The sequence below is a fragment of the Amycolatopsis sp. NPDC041971 genome (assembly GCF_055588925.1).
This window is the reverse complement of record NZ_JBVJCE010000014.1, coordinates 67,118-84,231: the sequence shown is the minus strand read 5'-3', so window position 1 is coordinate 84,231 and position 17,114 is coordinate 67,118. Positions and strand designations below refer to the sequence as shown.

Here is a 17,114-nt window from a genome sequence, read left to right as displayed (position 1 = left end):
CGAACGGGTGACGTCGGCCACCTCAAAATGGACTAGACCAATACAGCTGTCAAGGGTTCGGTTAGGGGAGGCCATACGAAAGTCGGCTCGGCACGAGCGGCAGAATGCAGGGTCCGAGAGCACCCGAGGGCGGATTCAGGAGCGTGGGAGTGAGCGTGCAGGGCCTGCAGACAGTCGAGCAGAAGATCGCCGAAGAACTCGGTGTGCGCGAAGGGCAGGTCAAGGCGGCCGTCGACCTGCTGGACGGTGGATCGACCGTGCCGTTCATCGCCCGGTACCGCAAAGAGGTCACCGGGATGCTGGACGACGCCCAGCTGCGCACCCTCGAAGAACGCCTCCGTTACCTGCGGGAACTCGGCGAGCGCCGGGTCGCGGTGCTGGAGTCCATCCGCGGCCAGGGCAAGCTGGACGAGGCGCTCGAAGCGTCGATCATGGCGGCGGACACCAAGTCCCGCCTCGAGGACATCTACCTGCCGTTCAAGCCCAAGCGGCGGACGAAGGCGATGATCGCCCGCGAGGCCGGCTTGGAGCCGCTCGCCGACGGGCTGCTGAGCGACCCGAACACCGACCCGCAGGCCGCCGCCGCGGTGTTCGTCGACGCCGACAAGGGAGTCGCGGACGCGCAGGTCGCGCTCGACGGCGCCCGCGCGATCCTCGTGGAACGCTTCGCCGAGGACGCCGACCTGATCGGCGAGCTGCGCGAGAAGATGTGGTCGCAGGGCCGCCTCGCGTCGAAGGTCCGCGACGGCAAGGCCGAAGAAGGCGCGAAGTTCTCCGACTACTTCGAGTTCTCCGAGCCCTACGCGAAGCTCCCCTCGCACCGGATCCTCGCGATGTTCCGCGGTGAGAAGGAAGAGATCCTCGACCTCACGATGGAGTCGGAGGAGCCGTCCGAAGAACCGCGCACCGGGCCGACCGACTACGAGACCCGCATCGCGCACAAGTTCGGCATCTCCAACGAGGGCCGCCCGGCCGACAAATGGCTCGGCGACACCGTCCGCTGGGCGTGGCGGACGAAGATCCTGCTGCACCTGGGCATCGACCTGCGGATGCGGCTGCGCCAGTCGGCCGAGGACGACGCCGTCCGCGTGTTCGCCGCGAACCTGCGCGACCTGCTGCTCGCCGCCCCGGCGGGCACTCGCGCCACGATGGGCCTCGACCCGGGTTTCCGTACCGGCGTCAAGGTCGCCGTCGTCGACGCGACCGGCAAGGTCGTCGGCACGCACGTGATCTACCCGCACCAGCCCGCCAACAAGTGGGACCAGTCCATCGCCGAACTCGCCGCGCTCTGCGCCCGGCACAAGGTGGACCTGATCTCGATCGGCAACGGCACCGCGTCCCGCGAGACCGACAAACTCGCCGGTGAGCTGATCAAGAAGCACCCGGAACTGAAGCTGACCAAGGCCGTCGTCTCCGAGGCCGGCGCGTCGGTCTACTCGGCGTCGGCGTTCGCCTCGCAGGAACTGCCGGGTATGGACGTCTCGCTGCGCGGCGCGGTCTCCATCGCGCGGCGGCTGCAGGACCCGCTGGCGGAACTGGTGAAGATCGACCCGAAGTCGATCGGCGTCGGACAGTACCAGCACGACCTGTCGGAGATCTCGCTGTCGCGGTCACTCGACGCGGTGGTCGAAGACTGTGTGAACGCCGTCGGCGTGGACGTCAACACGGCGTCGGCGCCGCTGCTGACCCGCGTCTCGGGCATCACGACGACGCTGGCGGAGAACATCGTTTCGCACCGCGACGAGAACGGTCCGTTCAAGACGCGCAGCGGGCTCAAGGAGGTCGCGCGGCTCGGCCCCAAGGCCTTCGAGCAGTGCGCGGGCTTCCTCCGGATCCCGGACGGCGACGACCCGCTCGACTCGTCCTCGGTGCACCCCGAGGCCTACCCGGTGGTGCGGCGGATCCTGTCGTCGACCGGCACGGACATCCGCGCGCTGATCGGCAACTCCCGGACGCTGCAGGCGCTGAAGCCCACGGAGTTCGTCGACGACACCTTCGGTCTCCCGACGGTGACCGACATCCTCGCCGAACTCGAAAAGCCGGGCCGCGACCCGCGTCCGGCGTTCAAGACCGCGACCTTCGCCGACGGGGTCGAGAAGATCGGCGACCTCAAGCCGGGAATGCGGCTGGAAGGTGTCGTGACGAACGTCGCCGCGTTCGGCGCGTTCATCGACGTCGGCGTGCACCAGGACGGGCTCGCGCACGTCTCGGCGCTGTCGAAGAACTTCGTCAAGGACCCGCGTGAGGTCGTGAAGCCCGGCGACATCGTCAAGGTGAAGGTCCTGGAGGTCGACGTGCCGCGCAAGCGGATCTCGCTGACCCTGCGGCTGGACGACGAGCCCGGCTCGGGTGGACAGCAGGAGCGCCGCGGCGGTGGCGGCGGTCGGGACCGCGGCCAGGGCGGCGGCCAGCGTCAAGGTGGGCAGCGCCAAGGCGGTCAGGGCCAAGGCGGTCAGGGCGGCCGTGGCGGTGGCGGCGGCGGCCGGGACCGCGGCGGCAACTCCGGCGGCGGCTCGCTGGCGGACGCCCTCCGCAAGGCCGGCTACGGCAAGTAGGGCTCAGAAGTCCGTGAAGGCCTCCTTGAGGGACTCTGGGTCCCTCAAGGAGGCCTTCACGGAACTTCACGGGTTCATGGCGTAGGCGCCCGAGAGGTCCCGCACCAGCGACCACACGTGGTCGAAGCGGGCCGCGTCGACGACCGGCTTCCGGATCGAAGCCAGCGCGAGCACCTGCTGTGCCTCGGTCGAGGAAGACTTCCCGTGCAGATCGATCGCGGTAACGCTGAAGTCCTGCACCAGGATGGCGAAGATCTGGTCGACGACCTCGGTCTCGATGCCGGTGATCTCCGCCTGCTCCAGCACCAGCTGCCCGTAGACGACCAGCGTGAACAGCTCGGTCAGCGCGAGGCCGAAATCGATGTCCTGCTGCTGCGCCTCGTCCGGCGCGGCTTCGGTGAACAGCTTCACCAGCGCCTCGGCCTGCTCGGTGAACCGCGCGACGTTCGGGATCGCGGACGCCTTGGCGTAGGCCTCACGCCAGTCGTGGAACCGCACCTTGGACAGGCCGCGCGCGGGCCCCTGGCGGAACAGGAACTCGTCGTCGGCCGCGTCGGAACGGGTCGGCACCGGCTCGTAGGCCTGCGGCGCGAACAGGTACGCGGGCACGAACTTCGCGATCAGCGCGAGGTTCACCGCCACCGTGCCTTCCAGCTTCGGCAGGCCGTCGATGTCGTTCTTAGACATCGCGAGATAGGTGTCGGCCTCGAAACCCTTGGCCGCCACCACGTCCGCGACCAGGCCGATGACCTTCTGCGCCTCGGTGGTCACCTTCATCTTGGTGATCGGGTTGAACAGCAGGTACCGGCGGTCGTCCGCGTTCGCGCCGCGGAAGTAGTCCACGGCACGGTCGGAGAACAGCTTCATCGCGACGAGCCGCGCGTACGCCTCGACGAATTCCCGGCGCACGTGCGGGAAATCGGTGACCTTCTTGCCGTAGAGCACCCGGTTGTGCGCGTGCGTGATCGCCTCGTACAGCGAGTGCGTCGACATCCCGATGCCGCCGAAGCACAGGTTGAACTTGCCGATGTTGACCGTGTTCAGCGCCGCGGAGAACGCGTCGGCGCCGACGTGCAGAATGTCCTCTTCGGACACCGGGTAGTCGTTGAGCTCGAACTCGGCGACGTACATCTGCGACGGGACGACGTTCTTCACCACGTGGTAGTTCGGGTGCTCCGAGTCCGCGTAGAAGAACACGTACTGGTCCGGTCCCTCGACGCCGTCGATGCGGCCGAACACGGACACGGTCCGCGCGCAGTTGCCGTTGCCGATGTAGTACTTCGACCCGTTCGCGCGGTAGCCGCCCCTGCCGTCCGGAGTGAGCACGAGGTCCGACGAGTAGATGTCGGCGCCATGCTCCTTTTCGGACAGTCCGAACGCGGCGACGCCACCGGCGGCGAGCGAGTCCGCCGCGCGTTTGCGGGCGGCCTCGTTCGCGCTCTGCCACACCGGGCCGAGGCCGAGGATCGTGACCTGCCACGGGTACCAGTAGTTCAGGCCGTAGAAGCCGAGGATTTCCGACAGGGCCGCGACCCGCGCGGTGTCCCAGCGCTTGTCGGGGTTCCCCTCGGCGTTGGCGCCGGGAGTGAGGAACGTCGAAAAGAGCCCTTCCTTGCCCGCGAACTCGAGGAAGTCCGCGTAGAAGGTCCGGTCGTGGTAGTCCTCGACGAGCTTGCGTTTGCCGCGCTGTTCGAACCACTCGATGGTGGCACGCAGCAGGCGACGCGTCTCCGGGTCGAACTGCCGTGGGTCGTACCCACCCGGGTTCAGCAACAACGCGGTCGCCTTTTCGCTCATGGTCACTCCTGATCAGCCGAAGTTACTACTCGGTAACCGTAGCGCCCCGCTTCGCCGTCCGGCCACCGAACTCGATCGAAGTCACCTCCCCGTGGTCGTTCCGCAGGAAACGCGCGGTGGGCTTGCGGGTGTCCGCCGCCGGGGCGATCGCGTCGCCGGCCACGAAGACGGCCTGGAACGGCGGCGGCGAGGGGAAGCCCTCGACGTCGGCGACCAGCTGAGCCCACAGCGCGCCGTCACGGTCGCTGACCACGAAGGCCAGGTCACCGGTCTGGTAGCGGCCGAGGTACTCGGCGAGGTCCGGCTGGGCTACCGGCGGCGGACTCGCGAGCGGAGGCAGCCCGACCAGCGTCTCCAAGCACCAGTCGACGATCTTCGCACCCAGCGCGGACCCGCCCGCGCTGTTGGTCAGCACCGTGACGGCGAAGTCCTCGTCCGGGAGGGTCACGAACTCCGACAGCTGCAGATTGCTCACGTTGCCGCCGTGCCGGACCAGCCGGGCGGCGCCGTGGGTCGTGTGCAGCCAGCTCAGCCCGACCTCTTCGAACCGCAACGCGGCCTTGCGCTGCGGCGCGCGCATGAGGTCGCGGGCGGCTTCGCTGAGCGGCGGCTTGCCTTCGGCCTCACCGGTCAGGAAGAACCGGGCCCATTTCAGCTGGTCGCCCGCCGTCGACCACAGTCCGCCGCTCGCGCTGTCCGCACGGGTGAGGCCCACGGTGTGCTCGACCGCCGGTTCGCCGTCGCGCAGCACGTGCCCGACGGCGTGACGCCGCGTGAGCACCTCCCACGGCAGGTAATACGACTCGGTCATGCCCAGCGGCTCGAGCAGCCGGGCGCGGACCACGTCCTCGAAGGATTCGCCCGCCACCACCTCGACGACCCGTCCGGCCAGCTGGAATCCGGCGTTGCAGTAGGAGAACACCTCGCCGGGCGGGAAGTTCTGCGGCAGGTCGCCGAACTTCGCGATCGCGAGAGCCAACGCGTCGTCACCCCACCCGGTGGTGAAGTCCACGTCGCCGAGGAACCCGGCCGAGTGGGTGAGCAGATGCCGCAGGGTCACCGTCCGCCGCGCCACCGGATCCGCCAGCGAGAGATCGGGAAGGTACTCGACGACCGGCCTGTCCAGGTCCAGCGCACCGTCTTCGACCAGGGCCAGCACGGCGGCCGCGGCGAAGGTCTTGCTGGTGGAGCCGATCATGAACAGGGTGCCGGGATCGACCGGAAGCCCGGTGTCCACACTGGACACTCCGGTGGCGAACACCGACTCCTCGCCGCGGTGCGTCACCCCCACCACGGCTCCCGGGACACCCGCCCCGCGCGCCTCCTCGTCGAGCACGCCTCGCAGATCCTGGACGTTCGACACCCGTGTCCCCTTTCGTCCGGTCGGACCAGCGTTTCACCGCGGCACCGCGCCCGGCTCGTACGAACCGACGAACATCACCGGACCGGTGCGGGCGATATCACGTAGCCGGAGAGATCACGACCCAGTACACTGGACAGCGCGGTCCGCTCAGTTCTGCCTCGGGCCGCGTTTCGTTGTCGAGGACCACGCGCCGCGGCCCCCCGAGGTCTGCGCCGGGCAGGACAACCCTTCCTATCCTTACGGAGATACCAGGGCGCACCTGTGCCCACACGCTTATGAGCACACCTACTTTCACCGAACTCGGCCTGCCCAAGACCCTCGTGGACTCGCTCGCCGAACAGGGCGTCACCAGCCCGTTCCCCATCCAGGCCGCCACGCTGCCGCATTCGCTGGCAGGCCGCGACGTCCTCGGCCGCGGCCGCACCGGCTCCGGCAAGACGTACGGCTTCGTGCTGCCCGTCCTCGCCCGGCTCGCCGCCGGCCCGACCCGGCGCCGCCCCGGCCGCCCGCGCGCGCTGGTCCTGGCGCCGACCCGCGAACTGGCCACCCAGATCGAGGCGTCGTTCCTGCCGCTGGCCAAGCCGCTCGGCCTCAAGGTCACCACCATCTTCGGCGGCGTCAGCCCCAACCCGCAGATCACCCGGCTGCGTGACGGCGTCGACATCGTCGTCGCCTGCCCCGGCCGGCTCGCCGACCACATGCGTTCGGGCGAGGTGAAGCTCGACAACATCGAGGTCACCGTCCTGGACGAGGCCGACCACATGGCCGACCTCGGCTTCCTGCCCGACGTCCGGCGCATCATGGCCGAGACCCCGGAGCGCGGCCAGCGGCTGCTGTTCTCCGCGACCCTCGACGCGGGCGTCGACGTGCTGGTGAAGCGCTTCATGCACAACCCGGTCACGCACAGCGTCGACTCGGCGCAGTCGCCGGTCTCGACCATGCAGCACCACGTGCTGCACCTGGAGGAGACCCACCGGCTGCAGGTGCTGATCGACCTCACCGCCGCGCCCGGCCGCACGCTGGTGTTCACCCGGACGAAGCACCGCGCCAAGCAGCTGACGCGCAAGCTCATGGCCTCCGGCGTGCCGGCGGTCGAACTGCACGGCAACCTCGGCCAGACCGCGCGGACACGCAACCTGGAGGCGTTCTCTTCGGGCGCCGCGAAGACGCTGGTCGCGACCGACATCGCCGCCCGCGGTATCCACGTCGACGACGTCACACTGGTCATCCACGCCGACCCGCCGGTCGAGCACAAGGCGTACCTGCACCGGTCCGGCCGGACCGCGCGGGCCGGGGCGTCCGGCACCGTCGTCACCCTCATGACCGACGAGCAGGTCCGTGACGTCCGCGACCTCACGCGCAAGGCGGGCATCAAGCCGACCACGACGCAGCTCGGCCCCGGCCACCCGCTGCTGTCGGAGCTGGCGCCCGGCGAGCGTTCGTTCACCGCGTCACCGCGGCGGCCGATCGTGGACACGCGCCCGAAGAAGGTCAGCGCCAGCGGTCAGGCCATCGGGGGCGAGGACGAAGACCGTCCGGCAGGCCATGGCCGTGGTAGCCGCGCCGGTCGCGGCCGGGGCCCCTCCGCCGGTGGCAGGGGTGCTTCCGGTGGCGGCCGGGGTGCTTCCGGTGGCGGCGCGCGTCGCGGTGGCTCGTCGGAAGGCCGTTCGCGTCAGCCGCGCGTTGAGGGCGATCGCCGTGGCGGCGCCCCCGCCGGTCAGGGCGGCCGTCGCGCGGCCGAGCCCACCGGACGTCGCGAAGGCGCGCCCAAGGGCGGCCAGGCTCGTCGCGGTGCCGCCGACTCCCAGCCGCGCCGGGCTTCCGGCGCGGGTAAGGCCCAGTCCGGTGGGGCTCCGGCTCGCCGGGGCGGTGCCGCCGCGTTCTCCTCGGGAACCCGCGCCGGCTCGCGCCGCTCGCGCTAGTTCTCCCCGACGGCCGTCACGCGTGATCCGGCGGCCGTCACGCGAGTTCCGCCTTCCATCACGCGAGTTCCGCCTGCAATCACGCGAGTTCCGCCTTCCGTCACGCGAGTTCCGGCTTCCATCCCGGCATCGGCGAGTCCGACTTGGCGTGACCGGAGGCGGAACTCGCGTGATTAGGGACGGAACTCGCGTGATTAGGGACGGAACTCGCGTGACCGGAGGCGGAGCTCGCGTGATTAGGGGCGGATCACGTGCGTCGGGCGGCGGCGCGGGCTTCTGAGGCGGCGCGACGCTCTTCGAAGCGCGAGGCCTGGGTGTCGAGGGCCTTCAGGAACTGGTCGAGTTCGTCCCGCGCCTTCTCCCCCACCTCGCCGAGCCCTTCGAGCTCGAAGATCTTCCACTGCCGCAGCAACGGCCAGATCACCTCGTCGTGGTGGATCCGCAGGTCGTAGATGCCCGCCTTCGCGATCAACGCGGCCTTCCGCACGAAGCTCGGGATCACCGCGCCCGGCATCTGGAACTGGACGACCTCGTCGGTGATGGCGCGCATCATCGCGTCGGGTGAAAGCTCCAGCGAGGCCTGCACCAGATTCCGGTAGAAGACCATGTGCAGGTTCTCGTCCATCGCGACCCGCGAGAGCAGCTTCTCGCACAACGGATCCTGCGTGTACTTCCCGGTGTTGCGATGGGAAAGCCGCGTCGCCAGTTCCTGGAACGACACGTACGCGAAGACGTTCAGCAATGCCTTGTCGCCGCTGTCGTATCCCGCCTGCATGGTCTGCATCCTCGCCCGCTCCAGCTCGACCGGGTCCACCGCGCGCGTCACCAGCAGGTAGTCACGGATGCAGATGCCGTGGCGGCCCTCCTCGGCCGTCCAGCGATGCACCCACGTGCCCCACGCGCCGTCGCGGCCGAACGCCCGCTCGATCTCGCGGTGGTAGCTCGGCAGGTTGTCCTCGGTGAGGAGGTTGACCTCCAGCGAGGTCCGCGCGATGGGCGACACCCGTGACTGCTCGGGATCCCACGGCTCGCCGCCCAGTTCGGCGAAGTTCTTGCCTTCGCTCCACGGCACGTACTCGTGCGGCATCCATTCCTTGGCGACCGAGAGGTGCCGGTTGAGGTTTTCCTCGACCGTTCCCTCCAGCTCGAGCATCAGCCGGGTGCTTTCGGGGACCGTCATGCGTCTCGTCCTTCCAGGGTACGGAAAACGCCTACCTACGACACCGTAACTTACGGTGCCGTAGGTTTGCCACCGCCGGCAGGTGAACGCTCGGGAGCCGGGGACGGCCGCGAGCTTCGGCGGCCGCGCGGCGATCTTCTCGAGGTTGTAGTCATCGCGTTCGCCGACGATCGCCGGCCGCTTGTCACCCCACCGCGCCCGCGTCCACTTCCCGTACGGCCGCTCCGCATCCGAGCCTGACCAAAGTCCTAAAGGGACGCGGTGAGACCACGAGCACGCAGGACCGAACGCTCCAGCGGCCGGAACACGATCAATTCGATGCCGACGCCGACCAGCAGGATCAGGAAGATCGCCGAGATCACGCCTTCCATGCTGTTGAAGGACGAGCCTTCGTTGAGGTACGCGCCGAGCCCCTTGCCCAGCGCCGGGGACAGCGCGATCAGCTCGGCGGCCATCAGCGAACGCCACGAGAACGCCCAGCCCTGTTTGAGCCCGGCCAGGAAACCGGGCAGCGCGGCGGGCAGCAGGATGTACCGGGCCGACGAGAGCCGGTTCGCCCCCATCACCTGGCCGACGCGCGGGAGGATCGGCGGGATCTGGTCGATGCCGGCGACGAGGCCGTTGGCGATCGAAGGGACCGAACCCAGCAGGACGACGAAGTAGATCGAGGCGTCGTTCAGCCCGAACCACAGGATCGCCGCGGGTACCCAGGCCACCGACGGAAGGCTTTGCAGCCCGGTCAGGAACGGCCCGACGGCGGCGCGGACGAGACGGACCTTCGCCACCAGCAGGCCGAGCGGGGTCCCGATGACCACGCCGATCAGGAAGCCCAGCGCGGCGCGGTGCACCGACGTCCAGACGAATTCGAAGATCTCACCGTCGACGGTGATGCCGGCGAGTTCGTCCCAGACCGCGAGCGGCGCGGGCAGCATCGACTCCGGCCAGAACGCGGCCGCCCACAGCGCCTGCCACAGCACGACCAGCAACGCCAGGAAGACCAACGGCGGCACGAAGCCTCGCAGGAACCGCTTTCCCCGGCTTTCCCGGCGCTCCCCGGTGGGGGTGTCGAGCGAGTCGAGTCCCGCGCCGACGGCCTCGTCCGCCTCCTCCGCCGCTGTGTCAGGGCGGTCAAGCCGCGGCATGGGTACTGATCACCTCCCGGAGGTGACCGGTGATCTCCAAGGTCAGCTCTTCGGCGTCGGAGGCCTGGACGTCGCGCCATTCGCGCACGACCCGGCCCGGCCGCGACGAGAGCAGCACGACCCGCTGGCCGAGCCGGACGGCCTCTCGGACATCGTGGGTCACGAACAGCACCGACGTGCCGGTGCTGCGGTAGACGCGGAGCAGTTCACCCTGGAGGACGTCGCGGGTGATGGCGTCGAGCGCGGCGAACGGCTCGTCCATCAGCAGCAGTGACTGCTCCGGGTCGCCGCCGACACGCAGGGTCGCGGCCAGTGCCCTGGCGAGCGCGACGCGCTGCCGCATCCCACCGGACAACTCGTGCGGCCGCTTGTCGCCCGCGCCGCCGAGGCGGACGAGTTCGAGCAGTTCGGCCGCCTTCGCGCGGCGCTCGGACCGGCCGAAACCGGCGAGCCGCAGCGGCAGTTCCACGTTGCGGGCCGCGGTCAGCCACGGCATCAGCGCGGCCTCCTGGAACATGACCGCGGGCCGGGAGGTCTCGAGGGTGATCGAGCCCGACGTCGGCCGGTCGAGGCCGGCGACCAGGTTCAGCAGCGTGCTCTTGCCGCAGCCGGAGGCGCCGAGGAGGCAGACGAACTCGCCGGGGGCGACCGTCAGGTCCATCCCGTCGAGGGCGACGACGGCGCGACCGGTCGGCCCGAAAGCCTTCCGGACCCCGTCGAGCCGCACGGCGACACCGGTGGACAGGCCGGGCTCCAAGGTGGTCGTCATCGCTGATCCCCTCCGGTCACTTCGTCAGCCCTGGCGCGTTCACGCCGGGCTTGCCCTGCTCTTCGAGCACGGCGTTGAGCGGGCCGAAATCGGCGAACCCCTTGAGGTCCACCGCGGACTTCACCACGCCCGCGGTCACCGAGTCCCGCGCGAGCTGGGTGAAGGTCGACGCCACCGGATCGATGCCCAGTTCGATGCCGGAGAACGCACGGTCGAGAACGGCCTCGCTCAGTGTGCTGCCCGCGAGCGTCTTGAGTTCTCCGTTGACCACCTTCTTCGCCTCGGCGGGGTTGGTCTTCGCCCAGTCGATGGCGGCGAGTTCACCCTTGAGGACGGCGGTGACGGTCTCCGGATGCCGCTGCAGGAACTCACTGCGGACGATCACGACCGTGGTGGGGAACTTGCCTTCCGGCCACAGGGTCTTCTCGTCCAGGAGGACCTTCGCGCCCGCGTCCAGCACGAGCCGCGAGGACCACGGCTCCGGCAGCCAGCCGCCGTCGAGTTCGCCCTTCTTGAAGGCGTCGAACGTCTTCGGGTTGTCGAGGTTGGTGACCTTGACTCCCGCCAGCTTCTTCTCGGCGACGAACTTCTTGAGCGCGACGTCCTGGGTGTTCGCCAGCGACGGAGTCGCGATGTTCTTGCCGGTGAGCTGCTCCGGCGCGGCGATCTCCGGCTTCACCACCAGCTGCGCGCCACCGCTGACCGCGCCGGCGACCAGCTGGATGGCGCCCTTGGACTTGGTGAAGGCGTTGATGGCCGGGCCGGAGCCGATGAAGGCGATGTCGAGCGAGTCGCCGAGCAGCGCGTTGACCTCTTCGGGGCCGGCGTTGAACGTCTGGGTGGTGAGCTTCGTCGAACCGAGTTCCTTGGCGAAGAAGCCGTTCTTGGCCCCGATCAGCGCGGGCGCGTGCGTCACGTTGGGGAAGTACCCGACGCGCACCTCGGCCGCGGCGCCCTGGCTCTTCTGCTCCACTTCGGTGCCCCGATCGGCACGCGAACATCCCACGACCCCGCCGGCCAAGGTCAAGGCGGCGAAGGCCGCGGCCAGCAAGCGGGGTCTGTGGTGGGTGCGCACGGAAGGTCGCCTTTCGGGGATACGACTCGGCTCGGGTGGTGGCGCGAGAGTCGCATGTCCACCCACATGCCTGCATCGCCATCCGAATGACGGGAAAGATGCCGAGAATCCTTGACACCAGGCGGAACACCTGTTCCACATTTCAGGACCGGTGTAACGGTTCGGCCCGAACGGGCGAATCACGCTTAGTGGTGAAGCACCCTCGAACCGTCGCGATGGCGGGCGTGCTGACCGCCGGTATCGGCATGGGTGTCGTGGCGACGACGCTCAAGATCGCCGACGGCACGCACACCGTGCTCGACACCACCCTCTCTTCCACGACCGGGTTCCTCTTCCTCCTCGCCGGCGCCGTCGCGCACGTGCGCCGCGCTTCGAACCCCATCGGCCTGCTGATCGCACTCGCCGGGCTCGCGTTGTTCGCCGAGGACCTGCAGTTCGCCGACGAACCGCTCGCGCACACCGTCGGCTTGGCGCTGACCGCCGCGTCCAGTCCGGTGATCGCCCATCTCGTGGTCGTCTTCCCGCACGGGAAGCTCCGGTCCCGCTGGGAACGCGTGCTCGTCCTTTCCGCGTACGCCATGGTCTTCGGCGCGGCGGTGCTCGGCCTGCTGGTCAACGACGATCCGAAGAACCTCGCCGCGGTCGCCGCCTCACCAGAGGCCGAGCAGCTGGTCAAACGGCTGCTGGAACTGGTCGGCGCGCTGATCGGCGCCGGGGTGCTGGCGGTGCTGCTCTACCGCTGGCTCGCCGGACGGCTTCCGCAGCGACGGTTGCTCTCCCCCGTCGTCGCGATCGCGGTGGTCGGCGCGGTGAGCACCACGGTCGGCAGCGCGCTCGGCTCCGCGCATCCGTTCTCCGAACCGTTGCTGGACGTCTACCGGATCTCGTTCTGCCTGTGGCCGTTGACCTTCCTGATCGGGGTGCTGCGGGCGCGGGTCGGCAACGCGGAGATGATCCGGCTCCTGCTGGAACGCGACGGTTCCGGCCTGGCCGCGCTCGTGCAGGACGACGAGGTGTGGAAGGACAGCCGGTCGATCGACGCGCTCAACGCCGCCGCCGGGCTGGTGCTGGACAACCAGCGGCTCGCCGCGGAACTGGAGGAGCGTCTCGTCGAAGTCCAGGCGTCCCGTGCTCGCATCGTGGCCGCCGCCGACGACGAGCGGCGACGTCTCGAACGGGACCTGCACGACGGGGCCCAGCAACGGCTGGTCAGTGTCGTGCTGCTGCTGAGAATGGCGGGACGGCGGCTCGGGAGCGACCTCACCCCGCCGGTCTCGGCCCTGCTGACCGGCACGATCGACGAACTCCAGGCCACCATCACCGAACTGCGTGAACTCGCGCGCGGACTCCGGCCCGCGATTCTCACCGAGGCCGGGTTGATCCCCGCGGTCCGGTCACTGCTGGACCGGGTGCCGCTCGCCGTCGACCTCGACGGGGCGGACGTGCCGCGGCTCAGCGGCGCCGTCGAGGCGACGGCGTACTTCGTCGTCTCGGAAGCGGTCACCAACGCCTTGAAACACGCGCAAGCGCGCGAGGTCCGCGTGTGCATCCGGGTCGAGGAGGACGGCCTGCGCGTGGACGTCCACGACGACGGCACCGGCGCGGCCGACATCGACGGCGGCTCCGGACTGCACGGCCTCCGCGACCGGGTCCGGGCGCTCGGCGGCGAGCTGACCGTCGCGAGCGAACCCGGCTCGGGCACCACGGTTTCGGCCGCCATCCCGTTGGACGGCTGACGCGTGTGCCCGGCCGGAAGACGCGTGCCTCCAGCCGGAACTCACGTGATTGAAGCCGGAACTCACGTGATTGAAGCCGGATCTCACGTGATTGAAGCCGGAACTCGCGTGTGCGCTCTCCAAACACGCGAGTTCCGGCTTCGATCACGCGTGTCCCGTGTCCGGACACGCGAATGTCGCCATTCGCCGGAGTCAGGCCAGCCCGCGGATCGCGCGCGCGGGCGGGCGCACCCCCTGGATCGACGCGACCATCTCCAGCACCTGCCGGGTACGCCTGACCTCGTGCACCCGGAACACCTTCGCCCCCTCGGCCGCCGCCCAGGCCGTCGCGGCGAGGGTCCCGTCGACCCGCTCGGCGAGCTCGACGCCGAGCGTCTCCCCGACGAAGTCCTTATTGGACAGTGCCATCAGCACCGGCCAGCCCGTATCGGCCAGTTCCCGCGCGTGCCGCAGCAGCGCCAGGCTGTGCCACGTGTTCTTGCCGAAGTCGTGGGTCGGGTCGATCAGCACCCCCTCACGCGGGACACCGAGCGCCACGACCGCCGCGGCGTGCGCCGTCGTCTCCGCGACGACGTCCGCGACGACGTCCGGATAGTGCACCCGGAACGGGCGGGTGCGCGGGACGGCGTTACCGGTGTGCGAGCAGACGTAACCGGTGCCGAACTCCGCGGCGACCTCGGCCAGTTCCGGATCCGCTCCCGCCCAGGTGTCGTTGATCAGGTCAGCGCCGGCCTCCGCCGAACGCCTGCCCACCTCGTGGCGCCAGGTGTCGACGCTGATCACCAGGTCGGGGTGCAGTTCGCGGATCCGCTCGACGAACGGGACCACCCGTCGGATCTCTTCCTCGACGTCGACCGCCGCACCGGGTCCGGCCTTGACCCCGCCGATGTCGACGATGTCGGCGCCGTCCTCCACCGCCCTGGCGACGGCCGCGAGCGCGTCCGGATCCGAGAAGGTCGCACCCTTGTCGTAGAAGGAATCGGGGGTACGGTTGACGATCGCCATGACCAGGGCTCGGTCTCGGGCGACGCGGCGCCCGCGGAAGGTCAGCTCGTTCACGCACCGATCGTAGGCGAGCGGAAGGTTTCGCGAAGGGTGCCGCCCAGCGGGACCGTCCCGGACACCGGGAGCGCCCGTTCGAGTGACGTATCTGATATATGACGTAAGAGATCGGATCTCTCTTGACTCACCGACGAACACGCGAGTAGACGTTGTCCCGCAAGGAAGTTCAGCCCGGCGACCCGGTCGCCCCCCGCGGCTGGTCGGGATGCCGTCGGACGGCGGATCGGCCTCCCGGCCACTCATTCCCCGGTCCCTGGTGCAGGAAGGACCTCGAATGTCATCGGATCCTCTTCACGCGGCACGACTTTCCCGGCGCGCGGTACTGGCGGGGACCGCGGGCGCCCTCGGCGCGTTCGCCCTGCCCGGCGTGGCCACCGCGGCGCCGGTGGACTGGTCGCGGGCGATCGTCGACTCGACGATGGAACGCTTCACCCCGGCCACCCTCGGCGGTTGGGGCTACACCCGCGGCCTCTACCTCTACGGCCAGTATTTGGTGTACCGGCGCACCCGCGAGAAGTCCTATCTCGACTACATCCTCGCCTGGTACGACCGGTTCGTCACCGAGAGCGGGATATCCAACGGCTTCACCAACCTGGACGCGATGCGCTCCGGGCAGATGTTCCCCTTGCTGTACAACGAAACCGGGCAGGAAAAGTACAAGACCGCGGCGGACCAGCTGCGTAGTCGGTTCCCGTCCTATCCGCGGACGTCCGACGGCGGGATGTTCCACGCCACGAGCAAGGTCGGGCAGTTGTGGGCGGACGGCGTGTACATGGCACAGCCGTTCCTCGCCCTGTACGGCAAGACCTTCGGCGACACGGCCTACTGCTACGAAGAGGCCGCGAAGAACGTCAGCGTCTACTTCGACCGGCTCAAGGAGCCCGCCAAGGGCCTGCTCTACCACGCCTACGACGAGGACGGCTCCGAACCGTGGGCGTCGGGCGCCGGACGGCATTCGAAGTACCACTGGGGCCGCGCGATCGGCTGGCTCGGGATGACGGCCATCGATCTGCTCGAGATCCTGCCCCGCGACCATCCGCGACGAAAGCGGCTCGTCGACGTCGTCAAGTTCCTCGCGGCGGGCTACACCCGCTGGCAGGACCGGACCTCCGGGCGCTGGTTCCAGGTCGTCGACCGCGGCGGTGACAAGGACAACTGGCTGGAGACCTCGGCTTCGGCGATGTACACCTTCCTGCTCTCCCGAGCGGTGGAGCGCCGCTACATCGGCGCGGAGTACGGACCCGTGGCGGCGAAAGGTCATCGCGGGGTCCTGTCCCAGGTTTCGACCGGAGCCGACGGCTTGACCGATATCCGGAACATCTCCGAAGGCACCAATGTCGGCGACACCGCGTATTACTACGCGCGCAAACGCAATACCAACGATTTCCACGGTCTCGGCGCGTTCCTCATCATGAATGAGCAATGGGGTTTCCGGGACAGTGCCGGGTATTGACCGGAGGCGCTAACATCGCGTGCTGCGACGCCCACTCCCAGGAGGGACGACCGGATGCGCGAGACGCCGCCCCCGGCTTCTTATACCCGGCTCGAACTCGGTGACACCAGCACGATCCCGATCGGGGTGACGGTTTCCCCGCACGTTTCGCTGATTTCGATGCTCGTCGAGGTCGTCGGCGGGTACGACCGAGGACTGCCCGCCGCCTGGCGCCGTCAGGTGGGTTCGGCGATCCCCGAACAGGGATACCTCGCGGCGAGCGCGCTCGCCCGCCGGGGCACCTCGGTCCAGCCGGATTTCATCGTCCCGATCAGCCCCGGCGAGGACTCTTCCGCCGCCGCCCAGGCGGAAATGCTGCGCGACCTGACGGAAACCGACGTCCTGAAAGGCCTCGAAGAGGTCTTCGGCGATCGGTTGCCCGCGCAGTGGCGGCAGGCCGCCGACCATCCGAGACGCTGGGTCGCCTCGCTCGCGGACGCCTTCACCGCGACCAGAGTGGCGACGGAAAGCCTCTGGACCAAGGCCCGTCCCCTGCTCGACCGCGAAATCGAACGTATCGGCGTCGCCTCCGTCCGAGGCGGGACCGACGCGGTGATCGGCCTGCTGCGGCCCCATTTCCGGTTCGGCAACGGCTGTCTGCTGCTGCCCGACGCCGAGCCGGCGCGGTACACCACGCGTGGCCGCAAACTGATCCTCGTCCCGATGCTCGCGGGCGCCCGCTCGGTGGTGTCCAACTTCGACGAAGAGGACGCCATCTGGATCGGCTACCCGCTGCCGGGGCTGGACGGCCTGCTCGGCAACGGCAGGCCCGAACCGGCGCCCGGTGTCGAAGGGCTCGACCTCGTGGTCGGCGCCCACCGCGCGAAACTGTTGCGGTATCTGGGAAAACCCGCCCGGATGGGCGAGATCGCGAATCTGCTGTCATGCGCCGCCAGCACCGCGACCTACCACTGCGAACAGCTCGTCTCGGCCGGGCTGATCCAGCGGCACCGCGAGGGTCAGGTCGTCCTCGTCGTCCGGACACCTCGCGGTGACGCGCTGGTGGACCTGCTCTCCTGAC

The 17,114-nt window shown here is 69.3% G+C and carries 12 protein-coding genes; 5 read left to right on the top strand and 7 right to left on the bottom strand.

The genetic code is table 11. The features are described from left to right. The first annotated feature begins 149 nt into the window (after positions 1-149). The gene (locus ACZ6DT_RS26000; RefSeq protein WP_465599791.1) at positions 150-2,555 is read left to right on the top strand and encodes a Tex family protein; all 2,406 of its coding nucleotides are present in this window, start codon (positions 150-152) and stop codon (positions 2,553-2,555) included. A 66-nt stretch (positions 2,556-2,621) separates the two neighbouring features. Here the strand turns inward: ACZ6DT_RS26000 and ACZ6DT_RS25995 are convergent, their stop codons facing one another. Then, positions 2,622-4,352, bottom strand: a complete 1,731-nt coding sequence (locus ACZ6DT_RS25995; protein WP_465599790.1) for an acyl-CoA dehydrogenase — start codon at positions 4,350-4,352, stop codon at positions 2,622-2,624. A 25-nt stretch (positions 4,353-4,377) separates the two neighbouring features. Further along, positions 4,378-5,715, bottom strand: coding sequence for a serine hydrolase domain-containing protein (locus ACZ6DT_RS25990; RefSeq protein ID WP_465599788.1), 1,338 nt, complete (start codon positions 5,713-5,715; stop codon positions 4,378-4,380). Positions 5,716-5,990: 275 nt separating this feature from the next. On the opposite strand from ACZ6DT_RS25990, the gene ACZ6DT_RS25985 reads away from it, so the two are divergent. Then, a complete protein-coding gene (locus tag ACZ6DT_RS25985) occupies positions 5,991-7,637 on the top strand; it encodes a DEAD/DEAH box helicase (RefSeq protein ID WP_465599786.1) in 1,647 nt (548 codons plus the stop codon). Between the two features lie 247 nt (positions 7,638-7,884). Here the strand turns inward: ACZ6DT_RS25985 and ACZ6DT_RS25980 are convergent, their stop codons facing one another. From ACZ6DT_RS25980 to ACZ6DT_RS25965, 4 genes are all read right to left on the bottom strand, one after another. Continuing rightward, on the bottom strand, positions 7,885-8,817 hold the full coding sequence (locus ACZ6DT_RS25980; RefSeq protein ID WP_465599784.1) for an acyl-ACP desaturase: 933 nt from the start codon (positions 8,815-8,817) through the stop codon (positions 7,885-7,887). 248 nt (positions 8,818-9,065) lie between these two features. Then, entirely contained in the window at positions 9,066-9,959 is an 894-nt protein-coding gene (locus ACZ6DT_RS25975) for an ABC transporter permease (RefSeq protein WP_465599782.1), read from the bottom strand. Further along, complete coding sequence (locus ACZ6DT_RS25970) at positions 9,946-10,728, bottom strand: ABC transporter ATP-binding protein (protein WP_034323110.1); 783 nt, start codon at positions 10,726-10,728, stop codon at positions 9,946-9,948. Before ACZ6DT_RS25970 ends, ACZ6DT_RS25975 begins: the two co-directional genes overlap by 14 nt. Before the next feature lie 16 nt (positions 10,729-10,744). Then, positions 10,745-11,803 carry an ABC transporter substrate-binding protein gene (locus ACZ6DT_RS25965; protein ID WP_465599780.1) on the bottom strand — a complete coding sequence of 353 codons (1,059 nt, stop codon included), beginning with the start codon at positions 11,801-11,803 and terminating at the stop codon, positions 10,745-10,747. A 215-nt stretch (positions 11,804-12,018) separates the two neighbouring features. On the opposite strand from ACZ6DT_RS25965, the gene ACZ6DT_RS25960 reads away from it, so the two are divergent. Then, positions 12,019-13,539, top strand: a complete 1,521-nt coding sequence (locus tag ACZ6DT_RS25960) for a sensor histidine kinase (RefSeq protein WP_465600049.1) — start codon at positions 12,019-12,021, stop codon at positions 13,537-13,539. Between the two features lie 192 nt (positions 13,540-13,731). On the opposite strand, the gene folP is transcribed toward ACZ6DT_RS25960, so the two are convergent. Continuing rightward, positions 13,732-14,598 carry a dihydropteroate synthase gene (folP, locus tag ACZ6DT_RS25955; protein WP_465599778.1) on the bottom strand — a complete coding sequence of 289 codons (867 nt, stop codon included), beginning with the start codon at positions 14,596-14,598 and terminating at the stop codon, positions 13,732-13,734. A gap of 277 nt (positions 14,599-14,875) precedes the next feature. Here folP and ACZ6DT_RS25950 point away from each other — a divergent pair, with 277 nt between their 5' ends. Both ACZ6DT_RS25950 and ACZ6DT_RS25945 read left to right on the top strand, forming a co-directional pair. Further along, positions 14,876-16,054 (top strand): glycoside hydrolase family 88/105 protein, encoded by a 1,179-nt coding sequence (locus ACZ6DT_RS25950; RefSeq protein ID WP_465599776.1) that lies wholly within the window; start codon positions 14,876-14,878, stop codon positions 16,052-16,054. Between the two features lie 54 nt (positions 16,055-16,108). Beyond that, on the top strand, positions 16,109-17,113 hold the full coding sequence (locus ACZ6DT_RS25945) for a winged helix-turn-helix domain-containing protein (protein ID WP_465599774.1): 1,005 nt from the start codon (positions 16,109-16,111) through the stop codon (positions 17,111-17,113). Position 17,114 lies beyond the last annotated feature (1 nt).